This is a genomic window from Microcoleus sp. S13_B4 (genome assembly GCF_036700885.1).
Lineage (GTDB): Bacteria > Cyanobacteriota > Cyanobacteriia > Cyanobacteriales > Microcoleaceae > Microcoleus.
This window is the reverse complement of record NZ_JAUBPU010000030.1, coordinates 13,277-26,598: the sequence shown is the minus strand read 5'-3', so window position 1 is coordinate 26,598 and position 13,322 is coordinate 13,277. Positions and strand designations below refer to the sequence as shown.

General features: G+C 45.5%; 11 protein-coding genes. 8 read left to right on the top strand and 3 right to left on the bottom strand.

Translation table 11 applies throughout. From position 1 onward, the window contains the following. The first annotated feature begins 606 nt into the window (after positions 1-606). The 3 genes from bchL to QT994_RS16670 all read left to right on the top strand — a co-directional run bounded on the left by bchL (position 607) and on the right by QT994_RS16670 (position 4,693). Positions 607-1,473, top strand: a complete 867-nt coding sequence (gene bchL / locus QT994_RS16680) for a ferredoxin:protochlorophyllide reductase (ATP-dependent) iron-sulfur ATP-binding protein (protein WP_006634709.1) — start codon at positions 607-609, stop codon at positions 1,471-1,473. Between the two features lie 34 nt (positions 1,474-1,507). Further along, complete coding sequence (locus QT994_RS16675) at positions 1,508-2,806, top strand: DUF5331 domain-containing protein (RefSeq protein ID WP_333176269.1); 1,299 nt, start codon at positions 1,508-1,510, stop codon at positions 2,804-2,806. Between the two features lie 477 nt (positions 2,807-3,283). Next, positions 3,284-4,693: a ferredoxin:protochlorophyllide reductase (ATP-dependent) subunit N gene (locus QT994_RS16670; protein WP_199292772.1), complete on the top strand. Its 1,410-nt coding sequence runs from the start codon at positions 3,284-3,286 to the stop codon at positions 4,691-4,693. 222 nt (positions 4,694-4,915) lie between these two features. Here the strand turns inward: QT994_RS16670 and QT994_RS16665 are convergent, their stop codons facing one another. Next, positions 4,916-5,986, bottom strand: coding sequence for a hypothetical protein (locus QT994_RS16665; RefSeq protein ID WP_333176267.1), 1,071 nt, complete (start codon positions 5,984-5,986; stop codon positions 4,916-4,918). Here QT994_RS16665 and QT994_RS16660 point away from each other — a divergent pair. Beyond that, complete coding sequence (locus QT994_RS16660) at positions 5,978-7,039, top strand: hypothetical protein (protein WP_333176265.1); 1,062 nt, start codon at positions 5,978-5,980, stop codon at positions 7,037-7,039. The two genes, QT994_RS16665 and QT994_RS16660, sit on opposite strands and share 9 nt — an antisense overlap. Positions 7,040-7,120: 81 nt before the next feature. Here QT994_RS16660 and QT994_RS16655 read toward each other — a convergent pair whose 3' ends face one another. Next, positions 7,121-8,569 (bottom strand): DUF5009 domain-containing protein, encoded by a 1,449-nt coding sequence (locus QT994_RS16655; RefSeq protein WP_333176263.1) that lies wholly within the window; start codon positions 8,567-8,569, stop codon positions 7,121-7,123. Between QT994_RS16655 and QT994_RS16650 the strand changes: the two genes are divergently transcribed. Then, on the top strand, positions 8,568-8,714 hold the full coding sequence (locus tag QT994_RS16650; protein ID WP_333176260.1) for a hypothetical protein: 147 nt from the start codon (positions 8,568-8,570) through the stop codon (positions 8,712-8,714). The genes QT994_RS16655 and QT994_RS16650 overlap by 2 nt on opposite strands. Positions 8,715-8,775: 61 nt before the next feature. Here QT994_RS16650 and QT994_RS16645 read toward each other — a convergent pair whose 3' ends face one another. Further along, positions 8,776-9,699: a polysaccharide deacetylase family protein gene (locus QT994_RS16645; RefSeq protein ID WP_333176258.1), complete on the bottom strand. Its 924-nt coding sequence runs from the start codon at positions 9,697-9,699 to the stop codon at positions 8,776-8,778. A gap of 337 nt (positions 9,700-10,036) precedes the next feature. Here QT994_RS16645 and QT994_RS16640 point away from each other — a divergent pair, with 337 nt between their 5' ends. From QT994_RS16640 to QT994_RS16630, 3 genes are all read left to right on the top strand, one after another. Further along, positions 10,037-10,819: a DUF2079 domain-containing protein gene (locus QT994_RS16640; protein ID WP_333176255.1), complete on the top strand. Its 783-nt coding sequence runs from the start codon at positions 10,037-10,039 to the stop codon at positions 10,817-10,819. A 173-nt stretch (positions 10,820-10,992) separates the two neighbouring features. Continuing rightward, the gene (locus tag QT994_RS16635) at positions 10,993-11,661 is read left to right on the top strand and encodes a DUF3318 domain-containing protein (protein WP_333048544.1); all 669 of its coding nucleotides are present in this window, start codon (positions 10,993-10,995) and stop codon (positions 11,659-11,661) included. A 396-nt stretch (positions 11,662-12,057) separates the two neighbouring features. Next, a complete protein-coding gene (locus QT994_RS16630; RefSeq protein WP_333176253.1) occupies positions 12,058-13,056 on the top strand; it encodes a sugar transferase in 999 nt (332 codons plus the stop codon). Positions 13,057-13,322: the final 266 nt, after the last annotated feature.

Genomic DNA, 13,322 nt, shown 5'->3' with positions numbered 1-13,322 from the left:
ATCCGAACTCCCTTCGAGTTGGCCTCATCCACTAGCGCCTTTATGACCGTTCCAGTTACCCGCACAAGCCATCAACTGCCTGCATCCTAGCCCCAAAGCCAAAAGCCCTGATTGTTTGAGAAGTTAATTTTTGTTTTATTTTTGTACCTCTTTATATTAAGAAAGTATTCTAAAATTGATTAAAAATCTAAAAAAATTCTAAAAATAGATTTTTAGCTTAAAAAACGAGTTAAGATTCCGAGAGGTGCAAAATAAACAAATTTACTAGCATTTTCATTTATAGGCCCCCTTTCTTTTCATCGCAAGTTAGCTAATAATGCTTTCAACGAGGTGACTAAGGGCGGACTCCAAAATTGGCCTAGCCCAAAGAAGGATACAAGCCCCAAACAAAAGTCGTCGAGATCGAAAAATTTTAGCCATTAGAGAGAACTTGCAGATTCATCTGTTGAGTAAATCTAAAATCTCAAATCTGAAATCTCACAGCGACTGACAGTAAGGGCATTGCAATTGGGCTATTGCAATTGGGCTATTGCAGTTGGGCGATCGAAAAACAACATGAAACCCCAGCCCTCATCGTTTTGATAGAAACCTATAGGAGAACAAAGAGTGAAACTCGCAGTTTACGGAAAAGGTGGAATTGGCAAATCGACAACAAGCTGCAACATCTCCGTTGCCCTAGCCAAGCGCGGCAAGAAAGTTTTGCAAATCGGTTGCGATCCAAAGCACGACAGCACATTTACCCTCACTGGCTTCTTAATCCCCACAATTATTGACACCCTTCAGCAAAAGGACTATCACTACGAAGACGTTTGGCCCGAAGATGTCATCTACAAAGGCTACGGCGGCGTTGACTGCGTAGAAGCGGGTGGCCCTCCCGCAGGAGCTGGCTGCGGCGGCTATGTAGTCGGTGAAACCGTCAAACTGCTCAAAGAACTCAATGCCTTCGACGAATACGACATCATCCTGTTCGACGTGCTCGGCGACGTAGTTTGCGGCGGTTTTGCAGCCCCCTTGAATTACGCCGATTACTGCATGATTGTTACCGACAACGGTTTCGACGCTTTATTTGCAGCCAACCGCATCGCCGCCTCAGTCCGCGAAAAAGCTCGCACTCACCCGTTGCGGCTCGCCGGTTTAATTGGCAACCGCACCTCAAAGCGCGATTTGATCGACAAGTACATTGACTCTGTACCGATGCCGGTGCTGGAAGTGCTCCCCCTGATTGAAGACATCCGAGTTTCTCGCGTCAAAGGCAAAACATTGTTTGAGATGGCCGAAAGCGATCCTTCCCTCAACTACGTCTGCGATTACTACCTCAACATCGCTGACCAGATTTTGGCAATGCCCGAAGGAGTAGTGCCCAACGACACGCCCGATCGCGAATTATTCGCCTTACTTTCAGATTTTTATCTAAATCCAGTGCAACCGGTGGTCAAGAAGGAGGAAGATGAGCTAGACCTGATGATGGTTTAATAGGTCTAGCGATCAGGATGAGGATAAAGAGGTTATGGCTTTTTTTGATACTTTTTCAGTTGCTCTCAAACAGAAGTGGTTGGACTACTACCAGGTAAATCGGGCTTGGCTGCTCCTGCACATGACGGCTGAGAACACGGTCGCCACACCCGACGGCGGGAAAAGGCCTGTTTCTTACCTCATCCTGGGAATTGCGGCTGCCCTGGAGCCGGAACTCCAGCAATTAATGCTGCCCTTCTCAAAACTTAAGCCGGATGCAGACAGCCTGATCGAAGTGTTGGGGCTAAATTTTGACCCGGACATCGCGCTGGGTATGCCCTCAAATATCGCGCCGCAGACGGCCGGCAAATCTCCAACACCCGCAGCCACTCAAACTGCAACTACTGCACCCGCAGCAGCTCCAACTGCCACTGCTGCACCCGCAGCAGCTCCAACTGCCACTGCTGCACCCGCAGCAGCTCCAACTGCCACTGCTGCACCCGCAGCCAAATCTAATAAATTGGGCGGTGCTGCCTTAGCAGCAGCCGGAGTAGTCGCCGGAGCCGCTGGTATGGCAGCAGCAGCGTCAGCACTGAGCACCGAGGATGAATCCTTCGATGAGTTTGAGGAAGAAGCGGTCTCCGATTTCGACATGGACGATGACGAGGAAGAAGCGGTCTCCGATTTCGACATGGACGATGACGAGGAAGAAGCCTCGGCTTTGGACGGTCTAGGTATCGAGGACGATGAGGAAGACGCCGTATCGGACTTCGATCTGGGCGACGATGAGGAAGACGCCGTATCGGACTTTGATCTGGGCGACGATGAGGAAGACGCCGTATCGGACTTTGATCTGGGTGATGACGAGGAAGAAGAAGCCTTAGCTTTGGGCGGTCTCGACCTCGGCGATGATGACGAAGAAGCCTCGGCTTTGGGCGGTCTCGACCTCGGCGATGATGACGAAGAAGCCTCGGCTTTGGGCGGTCTTGACCTCGGCGATGATGACGAAGAAGCCTCACAATTTGGGACTTTGACCTCTGGGGATCTCGAATCGGGAATATCCGATCCGTTTGGGGAAGAAGATGCAGAGTTTGTCGCCGAAGAAATACCCGATCCTTTTGGGACAGCGACCTCAGATGACCTAGATATGGATCTGGGCGACTTGGACGATGACGGTATTGACGATTTCTCTGTATCTGATGACGATGACCTCGACGATCTCGGACTCGACGATCTGGGGGAAGCAACTACCGGAGATCCGGATGAAGATGATTTAGATGCTCTAGGTCTCGGTGATTTGGATTCCGACGATGAGGATGAAGAAATTTCCGGCTTTTTATCTGATTTTAAGTGAGGTTGTTGCGATCGCCCGCATCTGTTCTAGTCTTGAAGTTGGCCGCTCTATTGGTGAGTTGTGAGTTGCGAGTTGTTAATTTTTAATTAGCTCCAACTCACAACTGCCAAAAGGCTTTTTGCCGCGAGCGAGTTGAAGAAAACTAAATCCCTGCTGTGAGGGATTATAAGCCCTCGCGCAGAATTTTTTAGCCCAAATTTTGGATGCTGCGGCTGCGGAAATATTGAGTTTGTTGCATCTATTTTTCAGAGGAATTAGCTCAAAATCAGGTATTTCTATTTATTGTTCGCTGCGAAAGCGCGATCGCAAAAAACAGATTTTTTTTCGCTCATGTGCCTGTTCGCGTTTGAGAGGAAAAACAACCTATTTCTCTCGTCCGCGATCGCAGCCAGGCGCTCGCAAAATCCAGGTGTTTCCTCGCTCCGCCGCAAGTCCTGTTTCAGACTAAAAACAATTTAAAGGGAGAAGATTTGAGATATGACTGCTATTACTACTAATGAACCGGAAGCTTTAAACTTTGAATGCGAAACAGGCAATTATCACACATTTTGTCCGATTAGCTGCGTAGCTTGGCTTTATCAAAAAATTGAAGATAGCTTTTTCTTGGTCATCGGTACCAAGACTTGCGGCTATTTCTTGCAAAACGCAATGGGCGTGATGATTTTTGCTGAGCCTCGCTATGCGATGGCTGAGTTGGAAGAGGGCGATATTTCCGCTCAGTTAAACGATTATGATGAGTTGAAGCGGCTGTGCTTGCAAATTAAGCGCGATCGTAACCCCAGTGTAATTGTTTGGATCGGCACTTGCACCACCGAAATCATCAAAATGGATTTGGAAGGGTTAGCACCGAAGCTGGAAGCCGAAATTGGCATTCCCATCGTCACAGCGCGCGCTAACGGCTTGGATTACGCCTTTACTCAAGGAGAAGATACCGTTTTAGCAGCGATGGCTGCTAAATGCCCTGAGAAAGCGCCCGTGATGGAATCTCAGAAACAAGAACGAAATGCTATCTCTCAACTGCTGAATTTCGGCAAGAAAAAAGAGGAAGTTGCAGCAGATGAATCGGAATATGTCAAGCACACACCGCTGGTACTTTTCGGTTCTTTGCCCGACCCGGTTGTTACTCAGCTAACCTTAGAATTGAAGAAGCAAGGAATCAAAGTGTCCGGTTGGCTTCCTTCCAAGCGATACACAGAATTGCCAGTATTGGAAGAAGGCTATTATGTATCGGGCATGAATCCCTTCTTGTCGCGGACTGCTTCTACGTTGATGCGCCGCCGCAAGTGTAAGTTAATTGGTGCTCCATTCCCGATCGGCCCTGACGGAACTCGCGCTTGGATTGAAAAGATTTGCTCGGTGTTGGGAATTGAACCAAAAGGTTTGGACGAACGGGAAGCGCAAATTTGGGCTGGTTTGGAAGATTACCTGCAAATAATTCGCGGTAAATCTGTCTTCTTTATGGGCGATAATTTGCTGGAGATTTCTTTAGCACGTTTCTTGATTCGCTGCGGCATGACTTGCCCGGAAATCGGCATTCCTTACATGGACAAGCGCTATCAAGCAGCCGAGTTGGCGTTGTTAGAAAAGACTTGTCACGAGATGGGAGTTCCTACTCCTCGGATTGTGGAAAAACCCGACAATTACAATCAGCTTCAGCGGATTTACGAGCAGAATATTGACTTGGTGATTACTGGTATGGCTCACGCTAATCCTTTGGAAGCGCGGGGAATTAATACTAAGTGGTCTGTTGAGTTTACTTTTGCTCAGATTCACGGCTTTGGTAATGCGCGGGATATTTTGGAGTTGGTGACTCGTCCGTTGCGCCGGAATAATTCGCTGAAGGATTTGGGTTGGGGTAATTTGGTGAAGAATGAAGCGAAGGTTTAATCGTTTTTAGTAAGAGAGTAAGGTGGGCGTTGCTCACCTTATTTTTTTTGGAACCGCTAATGTAGGCGGATTCACGCAGATGAACGCGGATGAAGAGAAAGATAATGAGATAAGGACGATCGAGTTTAAAGGAGGGTTAAAGGGCGATCGCTCTTTTATTTTTTTATGAACCGCTGATACAGGCAGATTAACGCGGATGAAGAGTGCGATCGTACTTTTCAATCAATTTACAATTACGCCAAATGTTAATAACATTCTAGGCAAATAATCATCCAAGTTCTTGATGTGTTCATCTGTTAACTCAATCAGGTTTAGTTCGTACTTCTGATATAGTTCTTGCTTCACTTTCTTACGCGCCACATACTCCGGGTTGTTCTCATATCCCCAGTATTCAATATACACTTTCCCCCCAGGAATATAAAAGTCACAGTAAGCTTCTTCCTCTATGGGTAGTCGGCGTTCATAGGCGTGAACTAGCTCCGCCATATAGAGCCAATTATCAATCAAAACTTCAGCTTTAGACCGCACAAAATGACCGTCGGTTGTTCGATGCTGTGCACTCGCTCGGAACTTCTCGCGGAACCCTAGCTTTGTGTTTACTTCTGTTTTGCTCTGTTCTGAATTGTCACCTTTAAGACTCTCAATAGTCGCTAGAAAAACTTGATTTGTCAGTATAGATTCCGGCCAAAGTACATAAGGAGTGTTATCTTGAGGGTAGGTTTTTTGCACCGCCCCAAAACCTATTCCCCGCTTAGTGGCTACCCAGCCGTTGCGCTCTTTGTTTACCAATCCTAACTCTGCTAAAATTGGGTTGACTTTGTGCTTTGATATTTCTAGTTTCTCGCTGATGCTGGTAGCGGACAGAAGTGAGGGGGAAGAGGATTGTTGGGGTTTAGGTTTGGGCGCTGACACGGGTTGAGCGTTGTTAGCTTTCCAATGTTCGTAGCATAATTTGTGACCTGGTTTTGAAACAGCTTGATTGCATCCGGCCGCCGTGCAGGTTTCTGCTGAAAGGGCAGATAAAGCTTGATTTATGGCTGCTAGCTTGTGGAGCAAAGGATCTAAGGTCATATTAACAGCTTGAGATATATTCAAAAATAGTACCACTTTAATTTCTATGCAGTCAAGAATTAAAAACTCGCGATTCCCTTTGGGGTAGCCTCCCTCGCGCGCACTTTTCCCCAACTTTTCCAGAATCTCAGGCCGCACGCCCGTAACACGATCGCACAAAACGCCGCCTATAATCAAAACTAGCCAGAAATTCTCATCTATTGAGGAACCGCCATGAGTCAAGACAAAGAAAAAATTAGCTACTCAGAGAAAACAGAACGTCTCAGAGTTATCGGTCACTTTATCAAAACTGTGACACCGATGATTTGGACGATCGTAATTCTAGTAGTCATCATTCCCCTATTAGGTAACTTTCTAATTTCCCAGTCACTAACAAATACCGGAACCACAGCAGTTGTAGTCTCGCCACCGCACGATTTTAGCAAAGTCAACCAAGACATTAAAAACGCTATCCAACAATCCCATATAACTGCCGAAACTTTCGCGTCAAAAGAATTGGACAAATGGGAAACCGAAGTAATTGCAAGAGTTGATAACAGTTTTCTAGATTGGTACTTTGATTACTTCAATCAAAAAAAGATGGAGTTTACCGTACCTTTTAATTTCGTGAAATCTGCCGTACTCAACAGATTTGATATGACAGCAGCTTCTCAAACTGTTTCCGAAAAATTAACCGAAGACTTTCAAAGAGAATTTGCTAACCGCGTTCTGGTTCCCAAAAACGCCCAACTGCGATTTCAATTAATCACTCAAGATACTGCTAACTTGTACATAGCCGAAGTTAGCAAGAATGTGAAAGTAGTTCAAAACAATTATAATATACCGCAAGTACACTGGGACAAATATCTGAACGATATTGCCACCACAATTAGCGACAAAGGAAACGTCTCTAATTTATCATTAAAAGTATTAGTTGGGGGCAGTGGCTACTTAATTGCTAAACCCTTAATTTTGGGAGTAGCAGCTAAAGTTGGTAGTAAAGTTACCGCAAAAGTTGCCAGCAAAGCCGCCGCCAAGGTAGCTACAAAAACAGGCGGTACAGTGGCTAGTCAGTTGGGAGTAAGTTTAATCGACCCTATTGTCGGCATCGGGATTATCATTTGGGATTTGTGGGATTACAATCACACAGTCAAAGTAGAAAGACCGATTTTGCGGGAACATATTTTAGAATACTTAAAAGATGTCAAAAAGTCCCTACTCACAAATCCTGAAAGCGGGATTATGGCTGCCATTTATCAGTTGGAAAGCGGTATTTTGAAGTCGCTCCAATCTTAATAAGTTCGTAGAGAGGACGGAAGTCCTCTCCCTTAGTTTTGAATCAATAAGCACTAAAATTCTTACTACAAACCTCAAAATTTATGTCCTCAAAAACAGTTTAAACCTCGTAAACACTACCACCATTAACGCCAGAATAGTCGTATATCCCAACCCCCTCAAAAACCCCATAAACGGATTGGTTGAAGTCATCTCAATAATCACCGGTTCCAATTTACTTAAAACCAGAATGGGCCAGATAACATTCGCAAATCCTGCATAGCCAATCATCGGATTTACCCCGTTATCAATAAACAACTGCAAAAACCATTTTCTTTGAAACACATCGATAATTATAGTCAACCCAATCAACAGCAAAATCGCCATTCCCGCCGTTAAAAACAAGTAACTTATCGTCGCTGAATCTTTCTTGATGCCACCTTCATAAGGTTCAAACAGCAAACCCAAAACCAGCCAATAAAACCCCCATTTGTAAAGGCGGTTCAAGAAATTTTCCGTGACATTCCCTGGCTTTCTCAACAAAACCAAAGCGCACAAACACAGCATCACCGTCACTAATGCAGTCTGCCACACCCATCTAGCTTGCAGTCCAATTAACAATACTAAATTGACAGCTAACATCAAAACCATAAGGCTAAAATAGCGCCAACTCTTCCAGCTAGCATAACTCGCCTCTTCCGGCGAACAATACTCTATCCACCGACCCAGCAAATCGCCCACAATCGTACCGGGAATCACCACAAACAAATACTTTAAATAATCAAATTGAAACAGCCAAGGTGCAGGAGAGTACAGCGAAACTAAATTAATCCAACCGTCAGTATGAGAAGACAGCCGCGCCGCCAACAGCAAGCCCAAAAATCCCACTCGCAACCACGTATTTGAACGAGTAAACAGCCAAATTAGCGAGCCGAAAACGGCCATATTTGCTAGTACAATCAAGATAATATCGCTACGGTTAACTAAAAATCCTATACCGTTGGGATATTTGATGTGAGATACGAAGCCAATCCCCGCACTCCAAGCAGCAAGGGTTAAAGATCTCCGCCGCCACACAGACCATCTAGACGGCCAGCGAACATACATCAAAAATAATATTAAAAATCCCAACAATGCCATCCACCACTTCTGCGGGATGGATGCGTCTGGGTTAATTATAGTCGGGCGAATGTGCTGGAGAAATATCGCAAATGACGCTAACAAAAAGCCTCTTTGCAAAATAGATAAAATCACTTTTTTTGTATCCCATCCCTTGGCGATGCGGCGCGACAAAGCTAGCGGTATCGCAGCCCCCATTGCAAACAAAAAGAAGGGGAAAACTAAATCAACCCAGGTTAATCCCGGCAGTTTGTTATTAAAAATGTGGTCGGGCGGTGGCAGTTGGGCGTGATACATCCACGCCGGCAATGTTTTCCGGGCTATTGTACCGGATAAAACCATTGCTAAAACTGCTAGTCCGCGCAGGGCATCCAGCGCGTCTGCGCGTTGGGAAACCGCAGCAACTGCTAAACTATTTTCTGGTTTTACCATGTCTTTTACCTCTGATGTTTGGGATTCTAATTTATATCAAGTACGGTTGGTTGACCGCAAGATATCGGCCGGGGCGGGTTTATGGGAGTTTTTGCGCTTTGTGATAGATAATTACGAACCTAACCCCCACCGGAATAACGGTTAATTTACGGCACAGGATATTACTACACATCTTTTTTGTTCACACATAATAGAATATCTCCGGCTTATTTGCCAATTAATTTGTGGAGCCAGCTTCCTGAAGCTAAGTTGCTGAGTCTTTTTGCGGAGTGTTTTTTATTGACTGTTAACCTCGAAATTCGGTATTTATTTGGTGGAAAAAACCGCAGTTTTAATTTTAAACTGTCGTACAAGTATCCTGATGAGAAATATTTGGCAACGTATTTGTCAACTTGTTTGTTGACAGCGCCAAACGGGTAGGCTATGTGTGAGGCGACTGTTCGATTTTGGTCTAAATCTTGGGTGCATTTCCTCAGTCTAATTTGATCTTCAGATAATTCTCGGTCTAATGCTGTCAGAGAAATTTTTGTTAAATTTTCATGATTCAGTCCGTGGGATTGAATATCATAAAAACCTTTTTGCATTCCGTCTCTCAAGTCTTGACAAGTTACCTTTTTTATGAGGGAGTCCTGATGACCCAAGAAGCCGGAGTTGATAAATACAACTACTTTGGTTTTTTTGCCGTATTTATTTTCGAGAGTTTCTAAAATCGGCAGTAAGTGCGTATAAATGCTTTTATTTCCGTCGTCAAAAGTAATCATGACTTTTGGGCGATCGCGATATTCACTCGGCACCAGTTTTTTGGGATTTGCTATGAAATACTCGTAAAGCTCTTGGGATGACAAAAACCAATAGTTATGGCTAACTAAATAATCTAAAAAAGGTTCCAAATTTTGCTGGCTGTAGTCGCCAGGAAATTCTTTTCGCGGCGGTATTTCCTGGGGATTCCGAAGGTCAACAATATCGTGAAAGCCGAAAATTGGAATTTCTACTGTGAGGATTTCTAGGATTACTTGATAAGTGATGAAAGTTAGGAGGAAGGCGAGTATAAAGCTAATAATGCGTTTTTTTCTGGGCGTCATACCGGGTTTAAAATACTCCGGCCATTTGTTCACTAAATAATTTACCATTGACAATTACAACCTCATGAAGTAAAAAGTTCGGGTGGGAGTAAGAGGGTTTTTCTGGCTGATCTGCTGGGAGAATCTAGATTGTCGATCGCCCGCGTTTTCCCTCAAGATAAGCTGGCTCAAATTTAGCATGATAAAATTTTCTCGATCGCACTTATCCCGCAACCCCCGTTGACACGACAGAAGTGGTGGAGGAGTGGCGATCGTCCGCTGGCTAAAAAATCATCATTTGAGATAGATTAGGCAGTATGGGCGATCGACAGCAGCAATTCCGACAGCACCCTCCAACCTCTAAACTGCCCCCTGTTCAAAGGTTCCAAAAAGTCCAACTTCATCTTTGCACTTTCAAGGCGAAGTTGAAGTCAATTTTCTCAGCAGCAGTGAACAATACCTCTCCCCGCCAGAAATTTTTGTGATCGCTCCTAGCGCCTGGTTAATGACTGTTTTTCCTTTACTGCTCCTGTTGCTGCAAGTTGTTAATCAAGCCGCTACTTCTATCAACACCCGCTACACATTTGCTGTAATTCCGGGGTTATTTTACGGTACAATCCTGTGGTGGTCGCAACATCAAGATAAATTCAAACCCAGGTTCCACCGCTTCGGGATTGGGTGTAGCGGTCTGTCAATACTGCTTACGTACACTTCCAATCCGAATCGAGCTTTGTATTTCATCTCTCCTTATTCTTTTCAACCTTGGGTTTATCAATCTTTGCCGGCTCAACTCGGACACGCAGCTAATGTCAAAAAAGTCTTAAGTTGGATTCCCCGAGATGCTAGCATTTCTACCAGCGGTTATATCGTTTCCCACCTTTCGGGCCGCCGGAACATCATCCGTTTAGAAGTGATACAGATGAAAGACGAAGAGGGAAAAGTAGTCGATGTCGATTATGCGTTGTTAGATTTGTGGCAGTTGCAGCAAAACAATTTAAAAGTTCCCGTTGACAGAGGTAGAGTTCGGGCGGGAGTGCGTTTTACTGATGAAGCTCTACGGCGAGGTTTGTACGGAATTGCTGAAGTATTGGACGGAGTTGTTTTAGTTCAAAAAGGCATAACTTCTAAGCCGGAAGTTTTGTCGGCTTGGTCGAAATTGCCACAAGAAATCGAACCGTTGATGAAATAGTCGAAAGTCAATGATCGAGTCGGCAGTTGCGATCGCCCCCAGAGAGTAAAATCAAGTAAATTTGCCAGTATTGGTCAATCAACCCCCGTTACTCGACTAGATTTTGATTAAAGGTTTGCTATACTCCAGAAATAGACACATATTAACCTTTGGAAAATCAATAGGCCGGAGCTATGACATCCTATGCAACCTCTACAGCAAGAGCCGAGATGAGTGAGATCCGGCGCTTGAAAAACATACTGCCCCCTGAACTCCAAAGTTGGGTAACAGTAGAAAAAACAATAGAAGTTAATCCTACCCTGATCCGCAGCGAAGAAATAGGCAAAGACCAGGTAGAAATCCAAATAGACCTGATCCGCTGGGAACAGCTAGCAATGGATCAGCGGAACCTCCTATTTTGGCACGAAGTCGCCAGAATCCAAAACGACACCATCGCCAGAGACGGTTGGGAAATGGCAGCCCTCGCCATTGGTTTAGGTGGCGCCGTCGGTGAACTTTGGGTGCAAGACGGCTTGCTGCTGTTACTAGCCCTATCCCTGTGCGGCGTCTCCGGCTGGAGACTTTACCAAAAAAACAACGGAGAGAAAAGTCTAAAAGAAGCAGTAGACGCCGACGAAAAAGCCCTCGCCCTGGCAACCCGCTTCGGCTACACTCTCCCAAACGCCTACAAAAGCCTCGGCAGCGCCTTAAAAACCTTAATCGAGCAAACCTCCAAAAAACAGCAGCGGGCTAAATACGAAGCTCGTCTCCAGGCCCTCAAACGCAACGCAGCCAAAGCCAAAGCCAAAGTCCAACCTATCACCCGCGAAACCTCCCAGTCAGAAAACGTGTACAATTCTTAATCTCATCCCCCGACGCTAGTTACGGGGGTTTTCCAGTTAACCGTTAACTGTTGACTTGTGTGTTAGCTGTTAACTGTTAACTGCGATGGCTAGCGGGTGCAAGACAGGCACGAAAATTATTAACGACAAGATTAATCGGCCTGAATCCACAAAAATCTTGATTCCTATGTCAAAGTTTGCCAGCGACTGCGTTCAAAAATCTGTGGGCCAAAACTGGCACTGGTAGACTTAAGTCTATTTTTGCCTTTGATATCATTCTCGGCGGGCGAGTTTGAAAGCGTTTTTGTAAAGTTTGTATAAAGCTAGCCTTTTGTTAACCATAATATTTGGTAAAGGTGGAGCTGCTAGGACAGAATAGGCTAAAGACATCAGCTTGAAATTTGAAACCAGGACTTCATGGTCAGTCACACCCCAGAGGCAGATTTTCGGGTAACGTACTCGGACGAAATTCCCTCAGTTCACATACCCGTGCGCTTGAGCGTACTTGAAGCCGTAAACTTCAAGACAACCTGCCAGCAACTTTTTTCGGGCAGCACCGTTCCCAGCAAGATTGTCCTAGACTTCAGTCAGACGACATTCATCGACAGTAGCGGGATCGGTGCTTTAGTCAGCAATCTGAAATTTGCCAAACAGCGGGATAGCGACTTGGTGCTCCGGAGCCTCAAGCCACAGGTGATGGCAGTATTTGCTCTCACCAGCCTAGATCAAGTGCTGACGATCGAGCCGCCCTCTGCAACCTCAACTCCCATAGAGGCCAACCCCTCGGACAATCAGCTACCGATGACCCACCCCTCAGTGCAATCGTGGGTGAAGCGGCTGATAGATGTCGTTGGAGCAATCGTCGGTTTGATGATTACAGGAATTTTGCTCGTACCCATAGCTGCAGCAATCACTATCAACGATCCAGGCCCGATATTTTTCGGTCAAACCCGCTGTGGCTGGATGGGCAGACAATTTAGGATTTGGAAATTTCGATCGATGTGTACCAACGCCGAAGCAATGAAAGCCCAAATCCAAAACCAGGCTTCTGGCGCATTTTTCAAAAATGACAACGACCCGCGGATTACCAAAGTCGGGCGCATCTTACGCAAAACCAGTCTCGACGAACTGCCGCAGTTTTGGAACGTGCTCAAAGGCGAAATGAGTCTAGTCGGCACTAGACCGCCTACCCCAGACGAAGTTGAGCGCTACGAAGTCCCTCAGTGGCAGCGTTTGGATGTCAAACCAGGGATGACAGGAGAATGGCAAGTCAACGGTCGCTCTCAAGTCCGCGATTTTGAAGATGTCATCCGTTTAGATTTAAAATACCAACAAAACTGGAGCCTGGTGTATGACCTCAAACTAATTGTCAAAACTGTAACAGTCCTGTTTAACAAAAATAGTGGCGCTGTGTAGGAACCCTCAACAACCCACCGCTGAACTTTGAGGTGCTGTTGCCGACGGGGGACGGAAACTCGAACTCGATACTTAGTCAAGCAGACGATCGCTAGCGATACCTACGTTAGCATTAAGTGTTAAAATTCACACGCCCAGAAAATGCACAGCTAGTTGCCAGCTCTGCAATCAGAGCATTAATAATGAGCAATTGGCGAGTTCGAGGTCATACTCGAATGATCCCAGCAGGATTTTCGAGGACGAGAAGAACTCACCTGTGTTTAGAA

Excerpts from the sequence above, each read along its gene's own strand:
- QT994_RS16660 (WP_333176265.1), top strand. The coding sequence starts at position 5,978 with ATGAGTCAAGACAAAGAAAAAATTAGCTACTCAGAGAAAACAGAACGT.
- QT994_RS16635 (WP_333048544.1), top strand. The coding sequence starts at position 10,993 with ATGACATCCTATGCAACCTCTACAGCAAGAGCCGAGATGAGTGAGATC.
- QT994_RS16650 (WP_333176260.1), top strand. The coding sequence starts at position 8,568 with ATGTCTTTTACCTCTGATGTTTGGGATTCTAATTTATATCAAGTACGG.
- QT994_RS16670 (WP_199292772.1), top strand. The coding sequence starts at position 3,284 with ATGACTGCTATTACTACTAATGAACCGGAAGCTTTAAACTTTGAATGC.
- QT994_RS16655 (WP_333176263.1), bottom strand. The coding sequence starts at position 8,569 with ATGGTAAAACCAGAAAATAGTTTAGCAGTTGCTGCGGTTTCCCAACGC.
- QT994_RS16630 (WP_333176253.1), top strand. The coding sequence starts at position 12,058 with ATGGTCAGTCACACCCCAGAGGCAGATTTTCGGGTAACGTACTCGGAC.
- QT994_RS16675 (WP_333176269.1), top strand. The coding sequence starts at position 1,508 with ATGGCTTTTTTTGATACTTTTTCAGTTGCTCTCAAACAGAAGTGGTTG.
- QT994_RS16645 (WP_333176258.1), bottom strand. The coding sequence starts at position 9,699 with ATGGTAAATTATTTAGTGAACAAATGGCCGGAGTATTTTAAACCCGGT.